The organism is Allomuricauda sp. M10, assembly GCF_020782875.1.
Lineage (GTDB): Bacteria > Bacteroidota > Bacteroidia > Flavobacteriales > Flavobacteriaceae > Flagellimonas.
Window position 1 is genome coordinate 94,913 of the sequence record NZ_JAJGBN010000004.1, and the last position, 20,601, is coordinate 115,513.

The 20,601-nt window shown below is 41.1% G+C and carries 21 protein-coding genes; 10 read left to right on the plus strand and 11 right to left on the minus strand.

The window, feature by feature from the left end:
• Position 1: 1 nt before the first annotated feature.
• Genes lpxA through LKX84_RS11625 form a run of 4 tightly spaced genes read right to left on the minus strand, consistent with a single transcriptional unit; the run spans position 2 to position 4,468 of the window.
• Positions 2 to 787 carry an acyl-ACP--UDP-N-acetylglucosamine O-acyltransferase gene (gene lpxA / locus LKX84_RS11610; RefSeq protein WP_163634017.1) on the minus strand — a complete coding sequence of 262 codons (786 nt, stop codon included), beginning with the start codon at positions 785 to 787 and terminating at the stop codon, positions 2 to 4.
• A complete protein-coding gene (locus LKX84_RS11615) occupies positions 788 to 2,191 on the minus strand; it encodes a bifunctional UDP-3-O-[3-hydroxymyristoyl] N-acetylglucosamine deacetylase/3-hydroxyacyl-ACP dehydratase (protein WP_228237334.1) in 1,404 nt (467 codons plus the stop codon).
• The gene (gene lpxD / locus LKX84_RS11620; protein WP_228237335.1) at positions 2,181 to 3,218 is read right to left on the minus strand and encodes a UDP-3-O-(3-hydroxymyristoyl)glucosamine N-acyltransferase; all 1,038 of its coding nucleotides are present in this window, start codon (positions 3,216 to 3,218) and stop codon (positions 2,181 to 2,183) included. Before lpxD ends, LKX84_RS11615 begins: the two co-directional genes overlap by 11 nt.
• 23 nt (positions 3,219 to 3,241) lie before the next feature.
• Complete coding sequence (locus LKX84_RS11625) at positions 3,242 to 4,468, minus strand: HD domain-containing protein (RefSeq protein ID WP_228237336.1); 1,227 nt, start codon at positions 4,466 to 4,468, stop codon at positions 3,242 to 3,244.
• A gap of 36 nt (positions 4,469 to 4,504) precedes the next feature.
• Here LKX84_RS11625 and LKX84_RS11630 point away from each other — a divergent pair, with 36 nt between their 5' ends.
• The 5 genes from LKX84_RS11630 to LKX84_RS11650 all read left to right on the plus strand — a co-directional run bounded on the left by LKX84_RS11630 (position 4,505) and on the right by LKX84_RS11650 (position 9,028).
• Positions 4,505 to 6,049, plus strand: a complete 1,545-nt coding sequence (locus LKX84_RS11630) for a PglZ domain-containing protein (protein ID WP_228237337.1) — start codon at positions 4,505 to 4,507, stop codon at positions 6,047 to 6,049.
• A gap of 6 nt (positions 6,050 to 6,055) precedes the next feature.
• A complete protein-coding gene (gene tsaE, locus LKX84_RS11635) occupies positions 6,056 to 6,472 on the plus strand; it encodes a tRNA (adenosine(37)-N6)-threonylcarbamoyltransferase complex ATPase subunit type 1 TsaE (RefSeq protein ID WP_228237338.1) in 417 nt (138 codons plus the stop codon).
• Positions 6,473 to 6,864: 392 nt separating this feature from the next.
• On the plus strand, positions 6,865 to 7,407 hold the full coding sequence (locus tag LKX84_RS11640; RefSeq protein WP_228237339.1) for a hypothetical protein: 543 nt from the start codon (positions 6,865 to 6,867) through the stop codon (positions 7,405 to 7,407).
• A 44-nt stretch (positions 7,408 to 7,451) separates the two neighbouring features.
• Positions 7,452 to 8,651: an alanine dehydrogenase gene (locus tag LKX84_RS11645; protein ID WP_228237340.1), complete on the plus strand. Its 1,200-nt coding sequence runs from the start codon at positions 7,452 to 7,454 to the stop codon at positions 8,649 to 8,651.
• Between the two features lie 5 nt (positions 8,652 to 8,656).
• The gene (locus tag LKX84_RS11650) at positions 8,657 to 9,028 is read left to right on the plus strand and encodes a DUF4258 domain-containing protein (RefSeq protein WP_228237341.1); all 372 of its coding nucleotides are present in this window, start codon (positions 8,657 to 8,659) and stop codon (positions 9,026 to 9,028) included.
• A 248-nt stretch (positions 9,029 to 9,276) separates the two neighbouring features.
• Here the strand turns inward: LKX84_RS11650 and LKX84_RS11655 are convergent, their stop codons facing one another.
• Together LKX84_RS11655 and LKX84_RS11660 are read right to left on the minus strand one after the other, a co-directional pair.
• Entirely contained in the window at positions 9,277 to 9,921 is a 645-nt protein-coding gene (locus tag LKX84_RS11655) for a hypothetical protein (protein WP_228237342.1), read from the minus strand.
• A 112-nt stretch (positions 9,922 to 10,033) separates the two neighbouring features.
• A complete protein-coding gene (locus tag LKX84_RS11660) occupies positions 10,034 to 11,206 on the minus strand; it encodes a proline dehydrogenase family protein (RefSeq protein ID WP_228237591.1) in 1,173 nt (390 codons plus the stop codon).
• 91 nt (positions 11,207 to 11,297) lie between these two features.
• Here LKX84_RS11660 and aroB point away from each other — a divergent pair, with 91 nt between their 5' ends.
• The gene (aroB, locus tag LKX84_RS11665; protein ID WP_228237343.1) at positions 11,298 to 12,353 is read left to right on the plus strand and encodes a 3-dehydroquinate synthase; all 1,056 of its coding nucleotides are present in this window, start codon (positions 11,298 to 11,300) and stop codon (positions 12,351 to 12,353) included.
• Positions 12,354 to 12,445: 92 nt separating this feature from the next.
• Positions 12,446 to 12,781, plus strand: a complete 336-nt coding sequence (locus LKX84_RS11670) for a hypothetical protein (protein ID WP_228237344.1) — start codon at positions 12,446 to 12,448, stop codon at positions 12,779 to 12,781.
• Here the strand turns inward: LKX84_RS11670 and LKX84_RS11675 are convergent, their stop codons facing one another.
• From LKX84_RS11675 to LKX84_RS11685, 3 genes are all read right to left on the minus strand, one after another.
• Positions 12,782 to 13,300 carry a DinB family protein gene (locus tag LKX84_RS11675; protein ID WP_228237345.1) on the minus strand — a complete coding sequence of 173 codons (519 nt, stop codon included), beginning with the start codon at positions 13,298 to 13,300 and terminating at the stop codon, positions 12,782 to 12,784. It abuts the gene before it with no gap.
• Positions 13,301 to 13,314: 14 nt separating this feature from the next.
• Positions 13,315 to 13,794: an Lrp/AsnC family transcriptional regulator gene (locus LKX84_RS11680; RefSeq protein WP_163633976.1), complete on the minus strand. Its 480-nt coding sequence runs from the start codon at positions 13,792 to 13,794 to the stop codon at positions 13,315 to 13,317.
• 100 nt (positions 13,795 to 13,894) lie between these two features.
• Positions 13,895 to 15,001: a M14 metallopeptidase family protein gene (locus LKX84_RS11685; RefSeq protein ID WP_228237346.1), complete on the minus strand. Its 1,107-nt coding sequence runs from the start codon at positions 14,999 to 15,001 to the stop codon at positions 13,895 to 13,897.
• Positions 15,002 to 15,286: 285 nt separating this feature from the next.
• On the opposite strand from LKX84_RS11685, the gene LKX84_RS11690 reads away from it, so the two are divergent.
• Genes LKX84_RS11690 through LKX84_RS11700 form a run of 3 tightly spaced genes read left to right on the plus strand, consistent with a single transcriptional unit; the run spans position 15,287 to position 16,925 of the window.
• Entirely contained in the window at positions 15,287 to 15,691 is a 405-nt protein-coding gene (locus LKX84_RS11690; protein WP_228237347.1) for a helix-turn-helix transcriptional regulator, read from the plus strand.
• 32 nt (positions 15,692 to 15,723) lie between these two features.
• Positions 15,724 to 16,101: a DNA topoisomerase IV gene (locus LKX84_RS11695; RefSeq protein ID WP_228237348.1), complete on the plus strand. Its 378-nt coding sequence runs from the start codon at positions 15,724 to 15,726 to the stop codon at positions 16,099 to 16,101.
• Between the two features lie 2 nt (positions 16,102 to 16,103).
• Positions 16,104 to 16,925, plus strand: coding sequence for a TerC family protein (locus LKX84_RS11700; protein WP_228237349.1), 822 nt, complete (start codon positions 16,104 to 16,106; stop codon positions 16,923 to 16,925).
• Between the two features lie 4 nt (positions 16,926 to 16,929).
• On the opposite strand, the gene LKX84_RS11705 is transcribed toward LKX84_RS11700, so the two are convergent.
• On the minus strand, positions 16,930 to 17,886 hold the full coding sequence (locus LKX84_RS11705; protein ID WP_228237350.1) for a sterol desaturase family protein: 957 nt from the start codon (positions 17,884 to 17,886) through the stop codon (positions 16,930 to 16,932).
• 63 nt (positions 17,887 to 17,949) lie between these two features.
• Positions 17,950 to 20,577 carry a DNA gyrase/topoisomerase IV subunit A gene (locus tag LKX84_RS11710; RefSeq protein ID WP_228237351.1) on the minus strand — a complete coding sequence of 876 codons (2,628 nt, stop codon included), beginning with the start codon at positions 20,575 to 20,577 and terminating at the stop codon, positions 17,950 to 17,952.
• Between the last annotated feature and the right edge of the window lie 24 nt (positions 20,578 to 20,601).

Consider the following 20,601-nt stretch of genomic DNA (forward strand, 5'->3'; position numbering starts at 1 on the left):
ATTAATTTGAACTAAAATAGCCTTTCATGATACCCCTTTGCGAATCTCTGATGAATTGAAGAATCTCATCGCGCTCCGGGGTGGCCTCCATTTCTGCTTCTATAATGGATGCTGCTTGCGTATTGTTATAATTTTTTTGATAAAGGATACGGTAAATGTTCTGTATCTCGCGAATCTTTTCCGCGTCGAACCCCCTTCTTCTCAACCCGATGGAGTTGATACCCACATAGGAAAGTGGCTCTCTTGCTGCCTTTACAAAGGGAGGAACATCTTTCCTGACCAAGGAACCACCAGTTACAAAGGCATGGTTGCCAATGGACACAAACTGATGTACTGCTACCATTCCCGCCAAAACCACATTGGAACCAATGGTAACATGGCCCGCCAAAGTAGAATTGTTACTGAAAATGCAACCATCACCCACCACACAATCGTGGGCTACGTGACAATAGGCCATGATCAAACAATTGTTGCCGATTACGGTTTTCATTCGGTCAGAAGTGCCCTTATTGATGGTGGCACACTCACGAATAGTGGTGTTATCGCCAATTTGAACAGTAGTTTCCTCACCTTGGTATTTTAGATCCTGGGGCATTGCCGAAATGACTGCTCCCGGGAAAATATTACAGTTTTTACCAATCCTAGCGCCTTCCATAATGGTGACGTTGGAGCCGATCCAGGTTCCTTCACCAATGGTAACGTTGTTATGTATGGTAGCAAAAGGCTCGATTACCACGTTTTTGGCAATCTTGGCCCCAGGGTGAACGTATGCTAAAGGTTGGTTCATCTACGATTCTGTGTTTTTTGTTTTTACGATCTGAGCCATCAATTCCGCTTCAGAAACCAATCTTCCGTTAGCGTAGGCATAGGCTTGCATGTGGCAGATTCCCCGTCTGATGGGAGAGATCAAATCACATTTGAAAATCAAGGTATCCCCAGGAACCACTTGTTGCTTAAACTTCACATTGTCGATTTTCATGAAGAACGTCAAGTAATTTTCAGGATCAGGCACTGTACTCAGCACTAAGATACCACCGGTCTGGGCCATCGCTTCCACTTGAAGTACACCTGGCATTACCGGTGCTCCAGGAAAGTGACCCACGAAAAAGGGTTCGTTCATGGTCACGTTCTTTACCCCAACCACATGGGAATCGGAAAGTTCCAGGATTTTGTCCACCAATAAAAATGGAGATCGGTGCGGCAACATTTTCATGATTTGGGTCACATCCATCAAAGGAGTTTGGTTCAAATCATAAGTTGGGACCTTATTTCTTTTATCTATTTTGATAATCTTCGACAGCTTTTTGGCAAACTGGGTGTTTACGAAGTGTCCAGGTTTATTGGCAATTACTTTACCCCTGATTCGGGTTCCGGCCAATGCCAAATCCCCTACCACATCCAATAACTTGTGCCTAGCCGCCTCATTTGGATAATGAAGGGTAAGATTGTCCAAGATACCATTGGGTTTTACGGAAAGCTTCTTTTTATTGAAGGCCTTTTCCAATTTTTTCATCGTGGAATCGGAAATTTCCTTGTCCACATATACGATGGCATTGTTCAGGTCACCGCCCTTAATCAACCCATGTTCCAACAGCATTTCCAATTCATGAAGAAAACTAAAGGTGCGGGCATCCGCAATTTCTTCCTTAAAGTCGGACATTTTTTCCAAGGTGGCATTTTGAGTCCCTAATACTTTGGTGCCAAAATCGACCATAGTGGTCACCTGGTAATGATCTGCGGGAATTACTGTAATCTCGCTGCCGGTGGTCTCATCTTTATAAGAGATGACATCTTTTACGATGTATTCCTCGCGCTCTTGGTCTTGTTCCACGATACCTGCTTCTTCCAAAGCTTTTACAAAAAACTTGGAAGAACCATCCATGATTGGAGGTTCGGGAGCATCCAATTCGATTAGGACATTGTCGATCTCAAGTCCAACCAACGCTGCCAAAACATGCTCGGAAGTGTGAATTTTAACGCCGTTCTTTTCCAAATTGGTGCCTCTTTGGGTGTTCACCACATAATTGGCATCGGCCTCAATGATCGGTTCACCTTCAAGGTCTATTCTTTTAAACGCGAACCCGTGATTTTCCTTTGCAGGCAAAAAACTCATGGTTACGTTCTCGCCTGTATGCAACCCTACTCCCTGTAGTGTCACTTTCTTTTCAATGGTGCGTTGTTTATTGCTCATTTTGTTCACCTTCAACCTTTTTTTGTATGGTGGAGATTTGATTTACTAGTTTGGGCAAATTTTTAAAATGTACGTATGATTTGTTGAAGTCCCCATAATTTAAGGCTGGAGAACCTTGGAGTACTTCATCACTTTTTATGTTTCTACCGATACCGGATTGCGCCTGGATCCTGACCCTATCTCCAATGGTGATATGACCTACAATCCCGACTTGACCTCCGATAAGGCAATTTTTTCCAATTTTGGTGGAACCTGCAATTCCTGTTTGTGCAGCAATGGCAGTGTGTTCGCCAATTTCCACGTTGTGGGCAATCTGGATTTGATTATCCAACTTAACGCCTCGTCTTAAAATGGTGGAACCTAAAGTGGCACGGTCAATGGTTGTGCCCGCTCCTACGTCCACATTATCTTCCAAAATTACGTTGCCCGTTTGGGGTACCTTGCTGTATTCTCCATTGGCATTTGGGGTGAATCCAAATCCGTCGGCACCGATGATGGCCCCGCCATGGATCACACAATTGTTCCCGATAACCGTTTCCGAATAAATCTTGGCCCCGGCAAAAACAATCACATCATTTCCGATGTTTACGTTGTCACCGATGAAAACATTGGGGTAGATCTTTACATTGTCCCCAATCTTCACATTTTCTCCCAAATAGGAAAAAGCGCCTAAATAAAACCCTTCACCATAATGGGCACTTCCTGAAATATAGGATGGGTTCTCTATTCCAATCTTATTGTTCTTCACTTGATTGTAATAGGCCAATAATTTGGAAAAAGATTTGTAGGCATCTTCCACTTTGATCAAAGTGGTACTCAAGGTTTGTTCAGGAACAAAGTCCTTGTTCACAATGGTAATGGAAGCTTTGGTGGAGTAAATGTAGGCGGTATATTTCGGATTGGCCAAAAAGGTCAAAGAGCCTTTTTCACCTTCCTCGATTTTAGACAATTTATGGACAGCGATTTGAGGATTTCCCTCAATTTCCCCCTCTAGTATTCCGGCAATTTGGGTAGCTGTGAATTTCATTTGTGCAAAAGTAACAAAATTTGTTAAACAGCTTCCTTTGGATAGCAGCTGTAATATTTGGTAACCGTTTTGGAAAGTGCCTTCAGGCTAAGTTGATCCGACTCCTTGAGCACATCCGTGATTCTGCCATTCTTTTTAAGAATGTAAATGGCCTGCCTTTTCTGATTGTAGGCCTTGTTAGAGATCTCGCCCTCAAACACAAAGTTAGCGGCTTCTTCTTCTGAAAGATCGTATTTTTCAACGACCTCCAATAATTTTTGATTCAATTTTTGAGGCGCGGTCTGCTGGTCCTTTATCTTCACATGCAAAAGTCTACGGTCCAAAAGCATTCCGCACATTTTGGATAACACAAAATCTTCATGGTTGCGCCAGTTTTTCAATGCGCTCATGATATCCACATCATCCAACTCAGAAAAAGTTTTGAGAATTTGTTGGTCAAAGGTCAAGGCACCGTTTTGGTTCAAGAAAAACAGCAAGGGTTTGCTGGCGGATAACTGATCGCCTTGTTTCAAAAGTAAACGGGCACGTTGCATGATCCTGACCAACAATTGTTCCGCTACCAATCCGGTTTTATGCAGGTACACTTGCCAATACATGAACCTTCGGGCCATCAGGAATTTCTCCACGGCATAGATCCCCTTCTCCTCTACCACCAAATTACCATCTACAACATTCAGCATGGAAATCAGCCGTTCGGAGTTGATGTTGCCTTCCGTAACACCAGAATAAAAACTGTCGCGTTTCAGGTAATCCAATCGGTCCATGTCCAATTGACTGGACACCAACTGGTTCAAAAAAGGTTTGGGATAGTCTCCCTTAAATATGGAAATAGCCACATCCAACTGACCACCGAACTCCTCGTTCAACTCCTTCATAAATAGAAGGGATATTTTTTCATGGCTCAAATCCTTCACCACAAAACCTTCCAAAGCGTGTGAAAAAGGGCCGTGACCAATATCATGGAGTAAAATGGCACAAAGCAGTCCGTTTTCTTCTTCGGGCGTAATTTCTACTTCCTTAACCTTTAATACCTGAATGGCCTTGGTCATCAAATGCATGCTTCCCAAAGCGTGGTGGAACCGGGTATGGTGAGCGCCGGGGTATACCATGTAGGACATGCCCATTTGTGATATCCGCCGCAATCTTTGGAAATAGGGATGGGATATCAGCCTAAAAATTAGTTCGTTTGGAGTTCCAATAAAACCGTAAATTGGATCGTTAAAAACGTTAAGCTTATTGGTTTTTACCAAGGATTTTTGTTTTAATGCCACAAAGATAACTACTATATGAACAAGATTACAATTCTTTGGGTCGATGATGAAATAGACCTACTAAAACCTCACATCATTTTCCTCGAAAACAAAAATTACAAAGTAGTTACAAGTCAAAGCGGACAAGATGCCTTGGAGGAAATCAGGGAAAATTTTTTCGACATTGTTTTTTTGGATGAAAACATGCCAGGGCTTTCCGGTCTTGAGACCCTGAACGAGATTAAAAAATACGAACCCTCCATTCCCGTAGTGATGATCACCAAAAGTGAGGAGGAATATATTATGGATGAGGCCATCGGTTCCAAAATTGCCGATTACCTTATTAAACCGGTAAATCCCAACCAAATATTGTTGTCCCTCAAAAAGAGTTTGGACAACTCTAGGTTGATATCCGAAAAAACCACGGCTAATTATCAGCAGGAGTTTCGAAAAATTGCCATGGACCTTTCTATGGTCAACAGCCATGAAGAATGGGCCGAACTCTATAAAAAACTGATTTATTGGGAGTTGCAATTGGAGCAAATTGAGGATTCTGGCATGTTCGAGATCTTGGAATCCCAAAAAGTGGAAGCCAATAACCAGTTCAGCAAGTTTGTGGACAAGAACTACAAAAGTTGGTTCAAGGATGGGGATGCCCCGATCATGTCGCACACCCTGTTCCGCAACAAAGTGCAACCCGAACTGGAAGGCAACAAGACCCTGATGATCGTCATCGACAACCTAAGATATGACCAATGGTTGGCGTTTGAAGAAACCCTTTCCGTTCATTATAAGAAGAAACAGGAGTCTTCCTATTACAGTATTTTGCCTACGGCCACCCAATACGCAAGGAATGCCCTTTTTGCTGGACTCATGCCGTTGGAAATGGAAAAACGCTATCCCAATTGGTGGAAAAATGACACCGATGAGGGTGGTAAGAACCTTTTTGAAGCCGAATTTTTAGGCGAGCAATTAAAACGATTGGGACTCAACTTAAAATGGGAGTACCATAAAATCAACAATCTTAAACAAGGTAAACAACTGGCCCAAAACTTCAGGTCTCAAAAGGAAAACGATTTGACGGTGGTCGTCTACAATTTTGTGGATATGTTATCGCATTCCAAAACCGAAATGGACGTGGTAAAGGAACTTGCCTCCAATGACAAGGCCTATCGCTCATTGACCTTGAGTTGGTTCAAGAATTCCCCATTGTTGGAAATCATTCAACAGGCCCAAAGTTTAGGGATGAAATTGATCTTGACCACGGACCACGGCACCATCAACGTAAAGCAGCCATCCAAAGTGATCGGGGATCGGGAAACCAGTTTAAACCTTCGATACAAAACGGGAAGGAGCCTTACATATGAAGATAAAGAGGTGTTGGCCACCAAAAATCCACAGGAAATCCATTTGCCCAACATTAATTTGAGCAGCAGTTTCATCTTTGCCAAGAACGACCTGTTCTTTGCGTATCCCAATAATTACAACCATTATGTGAGTTATTATAGGAACACTTACCAACATGGTGGGGTTTCTTTGGAAGAAATGATTGTTCCTTTTGTAGTTTTGGACCCAAAATAATTCCTTTTGAAAACAACCTTTCAATTATCGGGCATTGGCGCAGTGGCCAAAACGCTCTTGGCTGCAGTTCCCAACAAAACCATTTGTTTGTATGGCGAAATGGGTGCCGGTAAAACTACCCTCGTAAAACAGCTGATACGAGAACTGGGTGCAGTGGATGTAGCCAATAGCCCCACCTTTGGATTGGTGAACGAATATGATGATGCCGCTGGCCGTCCCCTGGCCTATCATTTCGATTTTTATAGGCTGAACGATGAAATGGAAGCATTGGACATCGGGTTTGAGGATTATCTGAACTCGGGCAAGTGGTTGTTCATTGAATGGCCCGAAAAAATCCAGTCTTTGCTGCCAGAAGATTCTGTAAGTGTTTTTCTGCATTTTATCGATGAAAATACGCGTTCAATCGAGTTAAATGTTTGTTAATGCGAGATCCCATTATCTTCAACGTATTCTTTTACGGAACAAGTCCAATTCGATAAACCGTTCGGTTTTTACGTTAAAAAACCAAATTTATCGATGAAGTGTAGGTGAAGTTGAAATATTTTCCTACATTTGTCCTGTGAATGAATTCATTTATTAACCAAAAACTCTTTTACGATGAACACTAAAAAAGTTTTTTTTGGATTGCTAGCTGTTGCTTTTTTGGCAATGACCGCTGTTTCGACTGCAAGTATTGACAAGAACCAAAAGGCTAGTATTGATAAGGATAAGATTATCAAAATCTAAACTTATCATCCAGTACGTTTAAAAATCCCTTTTTTCGAAAAGGGATTTTTTTTTTACAATAATCTTGGACTTTTTCAGTTAACAATGTAATGAGCAAAAAGTCTACGATAAAGAAACGTTTTATTATAGAAGGGGCCATAGCATTATTTATTGCTATATCCCCATTAGTGTTCTATAGCTACAAGTACCTCCCCCCTGATGCTACTACATGGACCTTTTTGGGTATTGAATTTAAGGAGAACGACTTTGGGTTGATTAGCACTGCGTTTTATTACTATTTCAGCAAGTTGGTTCCATTTCTATTGTTAGTGATTTGGTTCGTAACTTCCAAAAACTGGTGGTACCATGCAATTCTTATTCCAATAGCCATGTACAGCTTTCAGCTTTACAGTGTTTTAAATTATTCTTCCAAAAAAGTTGACGAAAACGAAATCCTATATGTAATTGCCGTTACCATGGTAGTGGTGCCCATTGTGTATTTCATCAGGTTGAAATTGGTGGACAAGCACGTACACGGTATTGATTTGGAAGCCATGGATACGGAACTTCAGATTTTAAAGGAAAAAGAGGAACTTAGAAAGGAAAGGGAGAAATTGGAAGAACGCCAAAAAACCCTTTCGAAAAAAATGTAAATTTGTTCCTTACCAATTTGGTATGTTGAACACTTTTGCGGCCTATGAACCAACCGTCCTCCCCATTTAGCAAACAACAATTGTTGCCCCAGGAAGAAACCTTGGAGGTCATCAAACAAAAAGGGGAACTTTTCATCGGTATTCCCAAGGAAAACCAATATCAGGAAAAACGAATCTGTCTAACCCCGGACGCTGTCAATGCCATTACGGCTCATGGCCATCGGGTGTTGATCGAATCCGGTGCAGGGGATGCCGCTAATTTCTCGGACATTGACTATACCAATGCAGGAGCCGAAATTACCAGGGACACCAAAAAAGTGTTTTCTTGCCCCATCCTATTAAAGGTGGAGCCCCCTACCCTCAACGAAATTGATTTTATCAATCCCCAAACAATTGTGATTTCTGCCCTGCAGATCAAAACACAACGGAAAGAATATATCGAGGCCTTGGCCAAAAAACGATTGACAGCCATTGCTTTTGAATTTATAAAGGACGAAGACGGAAATTATCCAGCAGTTCGTTCCTTGAGCGAGATTGCCGGGATTTCTTCCATTTTGATCGCTTCGGAATTAATGGCGAACACTAATAAGGGAAACGGTCTCATGTTCGGAAATATCAGTGGTGTGCCGCCTGTGGAAGTAGTCATTATTGGAGCAGGAACCGTGGGCGAGTTTGCCGCACGTTCCGCTTTGGGACTGGGCGCCAATGTAAAGGTGTTTGACAATTCCATTAGCAAGTTGCGAAGCTTGCAGACCAATTTAAATAGGACTTTGTACACCTCTACCATACAGCCCAAAAACTTAATCAAATCTCTAAAACGGTGCGATGTGGCCATCGGGGCTACACGCGGTAAGGACCGTTCTCCCGTGGTGGTTTCCAGTACTATGGTGGAACATATGAAAAAAGGCGCCGTGATCATTGATGTGAGCATTGATATGGGTGGGTGTTTTGAAACTTCCGAAGTCACCACGCATACCAAACCCACTTATGAAAAATACGGGGTCACCCATTACTGTGTTCCCAATATTCCGTCCCGATACCCTAGAACATCCTCTGTATCCATCAGTAACATTTTCACCCCATATTTGCTTAAAATTGGGGAAGAAGGTGGTTTGGAACATTCCCTTCGATTTGATAAAGGACTCCGTAACGGTCTCTACATGTACCACGGTATTTTGACCAATAAATCGGTGGGCGATTGGTTCGGCATGAGTTACAACGATATTAATTTTCTTATTTTTTAAGCTAGATGGGTTTTTTGAAGCGGTTGGGATGGTATTTGGTAGGGCTATCCATTGGATTGGTATTCTTGGTTTTCTTTTTAAAGAAAAAATCCGGGGAAAATGGCATAGAGTTTTGTTACCTACCCAATTGTCGGGTGCTCAAGGACATGAGGTCCAAACCTTTGACCTTTGGGGAATCCTTACCCGAACAGTATCGGGACACTACACTTATCCTTCAATTCTTGACCGATGGCGATGTGGATTTCGGCAAAAGCGATACCAAAGCAGAGCCTTGTAAGGTGTATGTTATTTCGAATACAATTGAAAACGAAAAATTTATTTTAAAAGCTACAAATTGTACAGACCAAGTCAAGATAGAATCAATCCAAAAAGAATAATCATCAACTGGAATAAAGCCTTCATTAATCCAAAAGCATCATCTATCAATTTATAGATTGAAGTTTTATAATCTGTAATACTTTTCCTGTAGAAGTTGACTGAATTAAGTCAAAATGTTTAACCTACAAATTTATGGATTATGGCTGCATTAGCTAAAAAATTAGCAGAAATCATTGTAACTATCATTGATGCTCTGATCTAAGAAATTAAAATCTAGGAATAAAGCCGGCTTTAAATGTCGGCTTTTTTATTGCACAATCTCATCTTCTAACTTCTTTAAATTCTTAGCAAGTTTTTTGAAATCGATAATAAACCTTCCATAAGTGAAGAAGTATACTTTATAAATTAAGTAGGTGAATGCAAAAGTAAAAGCAGTTCCAAAAACCATTATCACCAAATAGACAAATGCCGCTTTATTTTCTAGTACACTCTTGATTTCTTCATTATAGGACAGTTCCCAAATAAAACTGGTCAAAAAGGTGATGACGAAAACAACCAGATTATAATAAATATAAATATTTACTATTCTTTTTGTTTTTAAAATGTTAACTATGAGATCTTTAACGCCGTCAAGTGCTCGAATGGTATTGAAAGAAACAAGGAAGGCCGTCACAAATACACCTAGAATTACATAGTTTACTTTCTCTAAATAAATCAGAGGTTCAAATTTCAAAAATGAAGGTGGGGTGTATTCTTTAAAGTATAGTTGAAACCCAATGCCTAGTATTCCCCATAGGAAGAATTCAATCAATGAAAAAATGAAAAGTCTTTTTGTAATTGTACCAAAAGCTAATTTCGTATGGCTTTTGGAGGGGGTGGTATCAATTGCGATTTTGTCTTGGGGAACAAAATCCAGTTTTTGCCATTTTTCTTTAAGTAGGTCCAATTCCATAGATGTAAGATTTGACTTATTTGTGTTGAAATATGCCAAATTGTTACAATTCAGGGATAATAAATTTTATTTTTTATCCAGTTATTTGTTTGAATTAGAGCTGTTTTGAGGGTTAATCCTCCAACTTCCTACGCTTCCGTTCTTTTTGTAAAAGTGAGAGCTCCCTTGATGTTTGACCCGCTACGGAAGTATTCTCCTCTGCCCTTCTGATCAAATAGGGCATTACATCTTTCACTGGGCCATAGGGCACATATTTTACCGCATTGTAGTTGGCGGCCGTTAAGTTATAGGTAATGTGGTCGCTCATCCCGAACAATTGCCCGAACCAAACCCTTGGTTCATTGGGCTCCAGCCCCTTTTCCGCCATTAAATCAATCAATTTATGGCAGCTTTGCTCGTTATGGGTACCTGCAAATACATTGAAGCAATCCAAATGGTCCATCAAATAGTTGATCGCCGCATCAAAATTTTGATCGGTTTCCTGTTTGTTACTGCAGATCGGGGTTTTATAGCCTTTTTCTTGGGCACGTTCGTTCTCCTTTTCCATATAGGCACCGCGAACCACTTTGGCCCCTACTTTAAAGCCTTCTTCGTTGGCAAGGGCATGTAGTTTTTTAATGTAATCCAATCGGTCCCAACGGTACATCTGGAAGGTATTGAAAACAATGGCTTTTTCTTTGTTGTACTTGCGCATCATTTCCAAAGCAAGGTCATCGGCAGCTTGCTGCATCCAACTTTCTTCGGCATCAATCAGCAGGGCCACATCCAAATCGTGGGCCTTTTTACAGACTTTTTCATATCGGTTTACGATTCTGTTCCAAACTTCCGTTTCGCCGCTGGTCAGATCCAGGCCGATGCTCATTTTTTCGAACAATTTCATGCGGCCGAACCCGGTTGGTTTGAAAACAGCAAAAGGAATGGCATCTTTTTCCTTGACGAAATCAAGAATTTCAAGGGTTTTTTGTAATGCAAAATCAAATTGATTGTCCACTTCCTTGCCTTCAGCGGAATAATCCAAAATGGAGCAGACTCCCTTTTCGTACATCTTATCAATGATCGGAAGGCAATCCTCTTCATTCACGCCCCCACAAAAATGATCAAATACGGTAGCCCTGATCAGACCATCCACAGGCAAGTGTGCCTTGATGGCAAAATTGGTCACTGCGGTACCAATCCTGACCAAAGGTTCGTTGGCGATCATCTTGAACAAAAAGTAAGCGCGCTCCAACTGGGAGTCGGATTTGAGCTCAAATGCTATTGCGGTATTCTCAAAATTAGGTTGCATTATTTGTATTCCGATTAAAGATTCAAAGATAAGTACGGAATGCATAATCTTATCCATAAAATAATCTTTATTTAGCGGTGAAATTTGAATTATGGAATCGGTAAAAGCACAATCTTACGAGGTTCATATTGATGAGCTTGCACAAGCGGCACTGAACCAGCATGTTGCCAAATATGATTATTCTAAAATATTTTTATTGGTGGACGAGAACACCAAAAAATATTGCTTGCCGAGCTTTGAAAAAATGTTCGCGGGCACCATTGATTCCATTTTTGAAATTGAATCTGGGGAGGAAAACAAACACATTCAAACCTGTATGCAAGTTTGGGAACATCTTTCCCAATTTGATGGCGACCGTAAAAGTCTGTTGATCAACCTAGGCGGTGGGGTACTTACGGATCTTGGAGGATTTGTAGCTTCTACCTTTAAACGTGGTATAGACTTTATCAACATCCCCACTACCCTTTTGTCTATGGTTGATGCTTCCATCGGCGGAAAGACAGGAGTGGATCTTGGATCGTTGAAAAACCAGATCGGAGTGATCAACCAACCTCAAATGGTATTGATTTTTCCTGAATTTCTAAAAACCCTGGACGAAAGACAGACCCGTAGTGGTTATGCCGAAATGTTGAAGCATGGATTGATTACAGACAAAGCCTATTGGGACTTGTTGAAAACCCAAAATGCATTCGAGGCTGCAGTCAACATTCAAAAATCCATCGCCATAAAAAATGAGGTGGTCATGCAAGATCCGACTGAAAAAGGCATTCGTAAAATCTTGAATTTTGGACATACCTTGGGCCATGCCATAGAATCCTATTGTTTGGAAAACTATGACAAAAAGACCTTGCTGCATGGAGAGGCCATTGCTGTGGGTATGATTCTGGAAGGATATTTATCTCATAAATTAACAGGCCTGCCCAAACTTTCGTTGAACGAAATCAAGGAAACGTTTTTACAACATTTTGATAAAGAGGAGTTTGATGACCATGATATCGATTCTATTTTAAAACTACTCAAATACGACAAGAAAAATTCCCACGGCAACATCAACTTTGTGCTGTTGCAATCCATCGGTGTGGCGGTAACGGATGTTAAAGTTCCTGAAAATCTTTTCGAAGAAGCATTTGCTTACTACAGGGAATAAGCAATACATATACTATTTTTTTGCGTTGGCAACTCTTTGAGTGGGTCAAATCCGAATTTTCCTAGTTTAGGAATATGTAATAACTAACCATTGTGAAACGGATTTTGATTGACTACAAAAAGTTGGACCACAAGGTGGCCGCCATTTTAATCGACTCTTACCCAGATGGATATGGGGATGATGATATCATTACCATTAGAAAACCAGATGGAGAAATTCTTGAAGCCGTAGAGGTACGCACGGAGGATACCATCTATCTAGTGAAAATCAGCAAAAGCCTTAGCCAATTCATCTCCAATTTTGAGGAAACTATTGAAAGGGAACTGGATAAAGACCTGGAACCTGAGGAAATGGCCGAAGTGGACCATGATTCTTTTCCTTCTCCGGAATTTGATACTGAAGAAGCCGATAACGAAGGGCTTTTTTAACTAGGGCAAGTACCGCTCCTTAATGATTTTCATGTGATGTGCCTGATGGCCATTGATGATGAATCCCATCGCACGAACACTCATCGGGAAACCGTTCGCTTTTCCCATCCTCTTGAGCATCTCTTCGTTAAATGACTTAAAAAGGGTCAAGGTGGCATCCCTAACAGAGGAATATTCTTCCATTAAATCCTTTATGGCCCTGTTCTTGGCGTTAGAATTGGGCACATACTCATCCTGTTCAAATCCGGCCAAGTCGGTTTTATCATTTCTGGCGAAACGCAATGACCGATATTGGAAAATACGTTCCGTATCGATCATATGAACCAAAGCTTCTGCCAAGGTCCATTTTCCTTCAGCATAGGAAAAAGGTAATTTTGAATTTGGAATCTGTTCCAACAACATCAAAAAATCCTTTTTACCTTGAACCAATTCATTCATTAGGTCAACATTGCCCAATGCGTTGATATAGGTTTGGTAAAAAGGATTGTATTCTGAAATCGATAAATCCGAAACTAGCATCTATCGAAATTAAATTACATCTCGTTGAAAATGGTGTGCATCAAACGTTTTTTGTCGTTGATGCTCTCTTCCAAAGAAATCATGGTTTCTGTTCTGCTGATACCATCAATATCATCAATCTTGAAGATAATGTTTTTGGCATGGGTGGTATCCTTTGCCCTAATCTTACAGAAAATATTGAATTTGCCTGTGGTGATGTGTGCAACGGTCACATATGGTATCTGGTTCAAGCGCTCCAATACAAACTTGGTCTGATGGGTTTTCTCAAGAAAAATACCCACATAAGCTATAAAGGAATAGCCTAGTTTTACATAATCCAAGGTAAGGGATGAACCTTTGATGATCCCAGATTCCTCCATTTTCTTAACACGTACATGCACCGTACCAGCTGAAATCAACAGCTTTTTGGCGATGTCTGTAAAGGGAGTACGGGTGTTGTCAATCAACATATCCAGTATCTGGTGATCAATCTCGTCAAGCTTAACTTTATTCATTACATTGAAATTTTCAGCTAAATTAGTTAAAAAAGGAAATTTACGTAATAAAAATGGTTCTTTTTTAAATAAAACGCAAGCTCACGATATAATTACTTCATTATTCGTTTATAGACGAGAGGATTGCTCTAATGGCCTGTTTAGCGGGGTCATTGTCAAAATCCAGTAAATCAGCACCTTCAATGGTTTGATGTGCGTAAAACCCTTCAAGTGCACCAACTTCTGCCACCTCGGGTTCAAAATGTATTTTATCCCCGTACAACACCTCTTTATAGCGGATTCCAACCCTATCGGTGTCCATAATAATAGGATTGGTCACCTGTGGGTTCTCGACAATGATGTCAAAAAACAATTTGTCGTTCTCTGGAATAGCAAAATAATCATCAATGGAGTAATTGGAAATTTTATCTGCGGCAATGGTTTGCAATGCTTCCAATAAAGAATAAAATAGGAATTCCCTGGTTTTTTCCCTTTCGTAATCCTTTTGAAAATGCCCGGCTTCAAATAATAAGGTCGGTACTTTTTCCATTTGAAACGAATCGCCCACACAATTATCATTAAAGCCATCATCGAACCTCCCCACCTGGCCCGGGATCATTTTTTGCAAAGTCTGGTTCATGGCGGCAATCAGTTTCATGGCCACTTCCCTTGAAGGTGTAATATCCCTTTCCATATTACTGGCCGGGGATAAAAAGGAAACCGTTGCCGGTTTGTTTGTCTTTCCGGCACTAAAGAGGGTGCGCTGATCGTGAAGGTTAAAACAGAAATCGGGTTTAAATTTTTGAAACAAAGTTCTTAATGCCACACTTTCGGGTTGGGATAGATTTTTGGCATCCCTGTTCAGATCTACTTCATTATGATTTACCCGTGTATAGGCTTTGGCGCCATCCGGATTCAGCATGGGAACAATCATCAAGGTGCAGGATTCTAAAATGGTTTTGGCCATTTCGTTTGGGGAGTTTAAAAAATTGACCATGTCCCAAACCGCTTTTGTGGTGGTGGATTCGTTTCCGTGCATTTGGGACCACATCAAAACCTTCTGTTTCCCATGTCCCAAAGTAAAAGCAGGGATAGGAACTCCTAGTACGGAAAAACCTATAATGATGGTTTCTGACTTCAATTTGGTAAAACAATGTTGTTGCAACTTGTCCATGGTAACATAGCGTCCTTGGATGGTTGCTTCCTTATAATCGGAATGCTGGATCATATATGGTATCAAGTAAAGGTCACAAAAGTAAACAACAACTAATTTACATTTGTTACACTACACTCATCACATGTGTAAACAGTATTATGATTGTTGTAGGCCCGACAGCAGCTAAGATGTCACAAAAGTAAACAGATGTTTAACTCTTGTTCTTAAATATTTAAATATCAGCACATAAATAGTATGTCTTTCAATGTATAATTGAAATCAAGGAGGTTTCGGATGGCTTGTTTTCTATAATCAAATTAAAATTGCATTATCTTTGAAGAGTATAAATTTACATTTGTGAACGAAGGGTTAGTTTCAAGGATTCAAGCGGTAATCGACTTTTATGGTTTAACGGTTTCTGCATTTGCCGATAAGATTGGCGTGCAGCGTTCCAGTATCTCTCACCTATTAAGTGGAAGGAACAAACCGAGTCTGGACTTTGTTTTAAAATTGGTCCAAACATTTCCTGATGTAAATCTATATTGGTTATTAAAAGGGGAAGGAGATTTTCCCACCTCCAACTACCAGATTGAATCAAGCGAGGTTAAACAGGTTGAACCTGTCTTGGATTCTGAACTTCCCATGAAAAATGAAATGCCACTTCAGGCTGTAAAGAATGTTGGTGATGGATATAATCCAGTCAAAATAGTGATATTCTACCCCGATGGAACTTTTGAATCATTCCATCCAAAAATTGATTGACCCTTTCAAGTACTTTCCGTTATTTTGTGGTCATGGGAAAACATCTTTTAATTGTGAGTCTTCTTGCCTTAATCGGAGCCTGTAAACAGCCTCCCCAACGTAATTGCAGTGATTTTAAGACTGGGAAATTCTCTTTTACGACCACTATTAACGGCGAGGAAAAACAAACCGTTTTTTATCGAACCGAAAATATGGAAGTTGATGAATTCGAAGGAAAAAAGGATTCTTCAAGTGTTCGATGGATAAATGACTGTGAATATGTTCTCAAAAATTTGAATCCTAAAAACATGTCCGAAGAAAAATCTATCCACATTAAAATTTTGACTACCACAGATTCTTCTTATACATTTGAATACAACGCCATTGGCGATACACGTAAATTTAAAGGAACCGCATACAAAATACACTGACCATGTTCGATATCTTCTCAAGCCCAGATGCCTGGATGGCACTTTTGACCCTAACTTTTCTTGAAATTGTACTAGGGATTGATAACATTATTTTCATATCTATTGCTGCTGGCAAGCTGGAGAAGAAAAACAGAAAAAAAGCAACCAATATTGGTCTTGTACTGGCTATGGTGATGCGGATTGTGCTGTTGTTCGGAATCACCTGGCTTACCAAAATGAAGAAGCCGTTTTGGATATTAAATGAATCTTGGGTAACGGGTGGAATAAGCTGGCAGGCCATTATTTTGTTCGCGGGTGGCTTGTTCTTGCTTTATAAAAGTACCAAGGAGATACATGAAAAAATAGAAGATCGTGGTCACGACGAGCGTGAAGTGGAAAAATCCAGGTCTTCATCCTTGATGAATGCCATTGTTCAGATTACCGTAATCAACATTGTTTTTTCCTTCGATTCGATTTTAACAGCAATCGGTATGACCAACGGAATCTCCCCAAATCCAACGGATGCATTGATTTTGATGATTACTGCCGTTGTGATCTCGGTAGTAATCATGATGTTGTTTGCAAATCCTGTTGGGGAATTTGTCAATCGTCACCCTTCCATTCAAGTGCTGGGATTATCATTCTTAATCTTGATCGGGTTTATGTTGATTGCCGAATCGGCACACCTATCCCATTTAATTGTTTTTGGGAACGAAGTTGGCGCCATACCCAAAGGGTATCTTTATTTCGCCATTGCGTTCTCGCTCATGGTCGAATTCTTAAACCTAAGAATTAGGAAAAACTCCCAACCTGAAGAAGGACAGGAAGTTATCGAGAATCATTAAAAGATTAATTCGGTCGTTGGTAAACCAAGCCGGGATTGCTATGTTTGTGCTTTTTAAACAATCGTTGCTGTTCTTTTACGGTCAATGTACTTCCATCTGGACTCCAACCCGGAGGACCGAAGATGTACATCAATTTGTGTGAAAACTTGTCCGCTTTCCTCACGTCATTCCAGATGTCCTTGAATTCATGGGTTAGAATTACGACTGGATTGAAGGAATCCGGTGAATGGATAACGCCATATTTCACATCGATGTCATCGTCCAATTCTTTCCATGTGCCGAACATCTTGTCGAAAATATTGAGGAAACCTCCATGGTTTTTATCCAAGTATTCCACATTTTGTGCATGGTGCACTTGGTGCATGGTGTGGGTATTCATGAATTTTTCCAAAAAGCCCAATTTGGGAATGTAAACGGAATGCAACTGAAATTGCCAAAGCGCTTCAATGCCCAGACATACCACTACCATTTCTGGTGGAAAACCGATTGCTGGCATCCAGGCATAAAAGAAGGGTTTGTACAAAATGGTGAACCACCCGTTACGCACCGCTGTACCCAAATTAAAATTGTCCGAGGAGTGGTGCACAATGTGTGCCGCCCAAAGAATCCGGATTTCATGGTTGGCCCTGTGGAACCAGTAATACGTGAAATCATCGGCCAATTGACAAAGGATCCAAATGTACCAGGCGTAACCAAAGGATTCATAGCCCAGCACATTTTCACGAACTCCATCAACCAAAGGGTTGCACAGCTCGTAAACTCCTTCAAACAGGACTATGGCAAAGGCTACTTTAAAAAGCGGACCCAATATGGCGGAGCCGATTCCCATGAATCCACTGGCGGCCAAATCCTTCCAATTGTACAGATGGTCGTCTCCGTGGGTTTTGCTATAAGTCAATTCAACTAAAATAAAGGCAATAAATACTGGTACGCCGTAGACCAGCGGGTTGGTGAAATCCATATAGATGTATTAAGCGTCGGTTTAGGTGTGTGTCTCTGTGTGAAAATATAGGTAGAAAAAGGTTCAAAACAAAGAAGTTTGATCGGAACCTTCATTTTTTGTATCTATATCCATATCGTCATCTTCTATGTTTTCTTCATCCACGACTTCAATGTCCTCAGTCTTAACTTCTTCCGGTTCTTCGTATGGCAATGGATCCAAAACATTGATCCCCTTAATTTTTTCCGCTGTCAATTGATTGCCCAGAGCTTTTATACCTTTTATGGCAATAAATTCCTCGACATTGACTTCTAGATTGGGTTTGGCATCTTTGCCTCGAGGTTTTACAAATTCAACCTCGATCATGGGTCGCCAATCCGTTGTCACCAATTCCATGTGGGATTTTGGACTTTCGGAAATGACCAATTCTTCCTTGTTGGGGTTTTCTACCAAGAATCGTTTCAGAAAATATCGGTCTTTCTCCCCATCGTAATGAACAACAGAGATTGGTTTGTTCGGATTCCATTTTTCCAGCACGATCATGTCGTCATTGAATCGGGTAAGCAAATCGGGTGCGATAGTCTTGACCATCCCTTTTTGGTCGATGACCAACAAAAGATCGTCTCCTTTAAATTCACCCAACAGTTCTCCCCTGCCATCTACGTTCAAACGACTGACCACATCATCAAACCAAATCTTACGTGGCTTCAGTGTGGAAACCCCTTTTTCTTTAAGCTCGATACGTTTTACGGGATACTTGGTGACCAAATTTCCTTTGGATGCCCGACCTTTGATAAGCACGTCGGCAAAATCCAAGTCCCATTTCAATTTCTTTACGCTACCGGATTGTCTCAATAAAACTGTGACCACCTCTGCTTCTCCATTGGGATTGGCTGAAAAATAAAGTACCTCAGCGGAAGGTTGATCACCAGCCATGGGGTACATCTTGTCCCTGGTGATTCCCGTAACGTTGAACCGTTTTACATAACTAGGACCTCCCTTGCCATCCTTATAGATCATATTGTAGATGGTGCGTTTGTCTTTTTTCTTGAAGACGGCCACGTGGATGATGTTCTTGCCAATGAAAACCTTGGAATCGACTTTGGTGATCATCATTTCGCCTTTTTCGGTGAACACGATGATGTCGTCTATGTCACTGCAATCTGTTACATATTCATCGCGCTTCAGGGAAGTTCCAACAAAGCCTTCTTCCCTATTCACGTAGAGTTTGGTGTTTCGGATGACCACCTTGGTAGCTTCGATATCATCAAAAATCTTGATTTCGGACTTGCGTTCCCTGCCCGCTGCATATTTCTTTTTGAGTTCCTTGAAATAATCTATGGCAAACTCGATCAAATGCTCCAAGTGATGCTTGGTCTGGGCAATCTTTTCTTCCAGTCCCTCAATGAGTTGCTGTGCCTTTTCCAAATCGAACTTGGAAATACGCTTGATCCGAATCTCCGTCAACCGAACAATATCTTCTTCAGTTACAGCGCGTTTCAAATGTTGAATATGGGGTTGAAGTCCCTTATCGATAGCCGCAATCACTCCTTCCCAAGTTTCCTCTTCTTCGATATCGCGATAGATCCTGTTCTCGATAAAGATGCGCTCCAAGGAAGCAAAATGCCATTGTTCCTCCAATTCGCTTAGTTGGATCTCCAACTCAGATTTCAGTAATTCAACTGTATTATCAGTGGAACGTTCAAGTATTTCTTTAACTCCAACAAAGTTGGGTTTGTTGTCCTCAATGATGCAGCCCAATGGTGAAATTGAAGATTCGCAAGCCGTGAAGGCGTATAGCGCATCAATGGTTTTATCCGGTGAAATGCCCGGGGGCAAATGGACCAAAATTTCCACTTCGGCTGCCGTATTGTCCTCTATTTTTTTGATTTTGATTTTTCCTTTCTCGTTAGCCTTGAGAATGGAATCAATCAAAGTGGATGTATTGGTGCCGTAAGGGATTTCCGTGATGACCAAAGTGTATTTATCCAAAGTGGATATTTTGGCCCGAACCCTGACCTTACCGCCTCGAAGACCTTCATTGTAATTGGTTACATCGATGATCCCTGCAGTTGGAAAATCGGGATACAGGGTAAAACGCTGACCTTTTAAATGTTTAATCGAAGCATCGATCAACTCCACAAAATTGTGTGGTAAAATCTTAGTGGAGAGCCCCACGGCAATTCCCTCCGCTCCCTGTGCCAATAACAAAGGAAATTTAACGGGAAGGTTGATGGGTTCCTTTTTCCTGCCGTCATACGAAAGTTGCCACTCTGTGATTTTTGGACTATATACCACTTCCAAGGCAAACTTGGAAAGTCGGGCCTCAATATATCTGGGTGCCGCAGCTCCGTCCCCGGTCAAGATGTTTCCCCAGTTTCCTTGGGTATCGATAAGTAAATCTTTCTGGCCAATCTGTACCATGGCATCCGCGATACTGGCATCACCATGGGGATGGTACTGCATGGTGTGCCCCACCACATTGGCCACTTTGTTGTAACGACCATCGTCCAGTTCCTTCAAGGCGTGCATGATCCTACGCTGAACCGGTTTGAACCCGTCTTCAATAGCTGGCACGGCACGCTCCAGAATTACGTAAGAGGCATAATCCAAAAACCAGTCCTTGTACATCCCCGTAACCTTTACAAGGCTATCCTGGGGTTCTTCATGGTTTTCTAAACCTTCATCATTCAGTTCTTCGTTCTCTTCCATTTAGAAGGGCAGCATTTAGTTGGT